This window comes from Burkholderia sp. Se-20378 (assembly GCF_017104665.1).
Taxonomy (GTDB): Bacteria; Pseudomonadota; Gammaproteobacteria; order Burkholderiales; family Burkholderiaceae; genus Burkholderia; species Burkholderia lata.
The window spans coordinates 1-3,882 of the sequence record NZ_JAAGPG010000673.1 but is presented as its reverse complement, the minus strand read 5'-3'; the positions used below and the strand labels follow the sequence as shown (position 1 = coordinate 3,882).

The 3,882-nt window shown below is 68.2% G+C and carries 4 protein-coding genes and 1 pseudogene; 2 read left to right on the top strand and 3 right to left on the bottom strand.

The window, feature by feature from the left end:
- Together G3N93_RS35865 and G3N93_RS35860 are read left to right on the top strand one after the other, a co-directional pair.
- A partial coding sequence (locus G3N93_RS35865) for an ATP-binding cassette domain-containing protein (RefSeq protein WP_206135123.1) occupies positions 1-576 on the top strand: 576 nt, incomplete at its 5' end.
- The gene (locus tag G3N93_RS35860; protein ID WP_206135122.1) at positions 569-1,351 is read left to right on the top strand and encodes a metal ABC transporter permease; all 783 of its coding nucleotides are present in this window, start codon (positions 569-571) and stop codon (positions 1,349-1,351) included. The genes G3N93_RS35865 and G3N93_RS35860, both read left to right, overlap by 8 nt.
- Positions 1,352-1,478: 127 nt before the next feature.
- Here the strand turns inward: G3N93_RS35860 and fghA are convergent, their stop codons facing one another.
- The 3 genes and pseudogenes from fghA to G3N93_RS41865 form a co-directional block, all read right to left on the bottom strand.
- Positions 1,479-2,327: an S-formylglutathione hydrolase gene (gene fghA / locus G3N93_RS35855; protein WP_011353044.1), complete on the bottom strand. Its 849-nt coding sequence runs from the start codon at positions 2,325-2,327 to the stop codon at positions 1,479-1,481.
- Positions 2,328-2,343: 16 nt separating this feature from the next.
- A complete protein-coding gene (locus tag G3N93_RS35850) occupies positions 2,344-3,450 on the bottom strand; it encodes an S-(hydroxymethyl)glutathione dehydrogenase/class III alcohol dehydrogenase (protein WP_011353045.1) in 1,107 nt (368 codons plus the stop codon).
- Between the two features lie 275 nt (positions 3,451-3,725).
- Positions 3,726-3,882: pseudogene (locus tag G3N93_RS41865) on the bottom strand (carbohydrate kinase); the annotation flags it as partial.

Here is a 3,882-nt window from a genome sequence, read left to right as displayed (position 1 = left end):
CACCGCTGGGGGCTGCCGCACACGAACGCGGCGACGCGCCGCGACGTCGACCGCGTGCTCGATCTCGTCGGCGGCCCGACGCTCGCGCGCCGGCCGCTGTCGGAACTGTCCGGCGGCGAGCGGCAGCGCCTGCTGCTCGCGCAATGCCTGCTTGGCAGCCCGAAGCTGCTGCTGCTCGACGAGCCGCTGATCAGCCTCGACCCGAACCACCAACGCGGCGTCGTCGAGCTCGTGCGCAACGTGCAGCGCGAGCTCGGCATCACCGTGCTGTTCTCCGCGCACGAACTGAATCCGCTGCTGAACGCGCTCGACCGCGTGCTGTATCTCGGCAACGGCGTCGCGGCGCTCGGCACCGTCGACGAGGTGATCACGAAGCCGGTGCTGTCGCGGCTCTACGGTTCGCCGATCGACGTGATGCGCGTGAACGGCAAGATCTTCGTGATGTCGGGCGACGTCGAGATCGAAAAGCACGACCACGAACACGAGGACGACGACGGCCACTCGCACGGCGGTGGCGGCGGCCACGGCCATCACCACCACGGACACGCTCATCCCGGGCATTCGCACGATGTTTGAATACGACTTCATGATCAACGCCTTCGCGGCGTCGGGGATCGTCGCGGTGCTCGCGGGCATCGTCGGCTACTTCCTGGTGCTGCGCGGGCAGACCTTCGCCGGCCACGCGCTGTCGCACGTCGGCTTCACCGGCGCGACGGGCGCCGTGCTGCTCGGCATCTCGCCGATCTGGGGGATGGTCGGCTTCACGCTCGCGGCCGGGATCGGGATGGGCGCGCTCGGCGAGAAGCTCGCGGGCCGCGACGTCGCGATCGGCGTGATCCTGTCCGGCGCGCTCGGCTTCGGCCTGCTGTTCCTGCATTTCTACACGTCGTTCGCGACGCAGGTCACCGCGCTGCTGTTCGGCAACGTGCTCGCGGTGAGCCACGACACGCTCGCGGTGCTCGCCGGCATCGGCGCCGTGAGCCTGCTCGCGCTCGCGCTGATCGCGCGGCCGCTGCTGTTCGCGTCGCTGCAGCCCGAACTGGCCGAAGCCAAGGGCGTGTCGCTGCGCACGGTGTCGATGCTGTTCCTCGCGGTGTGCGCGCTCGCGGTCGCCGCGGCGACGCAGATCGTCGGCGTGCTGCTGGTGTTCACGCTGCTGGTCGGGCCGGCTGCCGCCGCGCAGAACGTGACGACGCGGCTGTCGACCGGCGTGCTGCTCGCCGCGCTGTTCGCGTTGCTCGAAGCGTGGCTCGGCATCGTGCTCGCGTATCACACCGACTGGCCGACGAGCTTCTGGATCACCGCGCTGTCGGCGCTCGTGTACGGCGCGAGCCTGTTGCGGCGCCACTGATCGCCGCCCGGCAGATCACCGTCCGACGAAATGAAAAACGCCGGCGTGCCCGAGGGCAGCGCCGGCGTTTTTGTATGCGCCCGCGATCGTGCGGCGCGCCGTGTGCGTTACCTGCTTCCCTACCCGCTCACCGTGCGAGCACACGCGCGTGATGCGCGATGTGATCGGCGATGAACGTCGAGATGAAGTAGTACCCGTGGTCGTAGCCTGCATGACGACGCAGCGTCAGCGGCTGGCCGGCCTTCGCGCAGGCGGCTTCGAACACGTCGGGGTTGAGCTGGTTCGCGAGGAACTGATCGGCGAGGCCCTGATCGACGAGGATGCCGTCCGCGAACTTCGGCGCATCGGCACGCGCGACGAGTTCGCTCGCGTCGTGTGCCTTCCACGCTTCGCGATCGGCGCCGAGGTAGCCCGAGAACGCCTTCTCGCCCCACGGGCAGCGCGTGGGCGCCGCGATCGGCGCGAACGCCGACACCGACCGGTACAGGCCCGGATGGCGCAACGCGAGCGTCAGCGCGCCGTGCCCGCCCATCGAGTGCCCGAAGATCCCGAGCCGCGCGCCGTCGATCGGCAGCTCGGCCGCGACGAGCTCGCGCAGCTCGCCCGTCACGTACGACTCCATCCGGTAATGCGCGGACCACGGCGCCTCGGTCGCATCGACATAGAAGCCCGCGCCGACACCAAAGTCCCATGCATCGGTCTCGCCCGGCACGCCCGCGCCGCGCGGGCTCGTGTCGGGCATCACGAGCGCGATGCCGTGCTGCGCCGCGTATTGCTGCGCGCCGGCCTTGATCGCGAACGTCTCGTCGGTGCACGTGAGCCCCGCGAGATAGAACAGCGCCGGCACGCGGCCGTGCGCGGCCTGCGGCGGCAGGTACACCGAGAATTTCATCGGCAGGCCGATGGCCGCCGAATCGTGACGGTAGAAACGCTGCTCGCCGCCGTGGCACGCGTGCGAGGAAACGAGTTCGAGCATCGCGGTGCGCTCCCGGTCAGTACAGCACGACCGAGCGGATCGACTCGCCGGCCTTCATCAGGTCGAAGCCTTCGTTGATCCGTTCGAGCGGCAGCGTGTGCGTGATCAGGTCGTCGATGTTGATCTTGCCTTCCATGTACCAGTCGACGATCTTCGGCACGTCGGTGCGGCCGCGCGCACCGCCGAACGCCGAGCCCTTCCACTCGCGGCCCGTCACGAGCTGGAACGGACGCGTGCTGATTTCCTCGCCGGCTGCCGCCACGCCGATGATGAACGACTGGCCCCAGCCCTTGTGCGTGCACTCGAGCGCCTGGCGCATCAGCTTCACGTTGCCCACGCATTCGAACGAGTAATCCGCGCCGCCGTCGGTCAGCTGCACGATGTGGTCGACCACGTTCTCGACTTCGTTCGGGTTGATGAAGTGCGTCATCCCGAACTTCTTCGCAAGCTCGACGCGCTTCGGGTTGATGTCGACGCCGATGATCTTGTCCGCGCCGACCATCTTCGCGCCCTGGATCACGTTCAGGCCGATGCCGCCGAGGCCGAATACGACGACGTTCGCACCAGCCTCGACCTTCGCCGAGTACACGACCGCGCCGACGCCCGTCGTCACGCCGCAGCCGATGTAGCAGATCTTGTCGAACGGCGCGTCTTCACGCACCTTCGCGACCGCGATCTCCGGCACGACGATGTAGTTCGAGAACGTCGACGTGCCCATGTAATGGAACAGCGGCTTGCCGTCGAGCGAGAAGCGCGACGTCGCGTCGGGCATCAGGCCCTTGCCCTGCGTCGCGCGAATCTTCTGGCACAGGTTGGTCTTGCGCGACAGGCAGAACTTGCACTCGCGGCATTCGGGCGTGTAGAGCGGAATCACGTGGTCGCCCTTGCGCAGGGTGCCGACGCCGGGGCCGACGTCGACCACGACGCCCGCGCCTTCATGGCCGAGGATCGCCGGGAAGATCCCTTCCGGATCGGCGCCCGACAGCGTGTAGTAGTCGGTGTGACAGATGCCCGTCGCCTTCACCTCGATCAGCACTTCGCCGGCGCGCGGCCCTTCCAGATCGACTTCCTCGATCGTCAGCGGCGCGCCCGCCTTCCATGCAATCGCTGCTTTCGTCTTCATCGTGTGACTCCTGTCTGTGTGTGAGGTCGGCCCGGGTTGGCGCGTCAGCGCTCACGTCGACCGGCGTGGATGCGCCAGCACCGACGCCGGTCCCATGCTTCGCACCGGGTTCCATGCAAAGCGGTCGGAACCATGCCGCGCGGCATCGCGCACGGCACGGCGAAAGAATCTCGTGCTCGCCATGATGGCCGGTCCGGCCGCGCATCGCGTGCGGGAAACGGTCGCCGGCTTGCCACGATGCGTCATCGCTGACGCAAAAGAACAAGTGTTCGAGTTTAAACGCCCGTCGTGAACCATGCATCCGTTCGCGCATACAGATCGATGAAGCGTGCATGGCGCACGGCCAGCGAGCGATCGTCGCGCGGCGCGGCGACCGGCGACGCGGCCGGCGCCAGCGCGTGCAACGCGTCTTCCCGCCAGTGCCCGATCGCG

Excerpts from the sequence above, each read along its gene's own strand:
- G3N93_RS35860 (WP_206135122.1), top strand. The coding sequence starts at position 569 with ATGTTTGAATACGACTTCATGATCAACGCCTTCGCGGCGTCGGGGATC.
- fghA (WP_011353044.1), bottom strand. The coding sequence starts at position 2,327 with ATGCTCGAACTCGTTTCCTCGCACGCGTGCCACGGCGGCGAGCAGCGT.
- G3N93_RS35850 (WP_011353045.1), bottom strand. The coding sequence starts at position 3,450 with ATGAAGACGAAAGCAGCGATTGCATGGAAGGCGGGCGCGCCGCTGACG.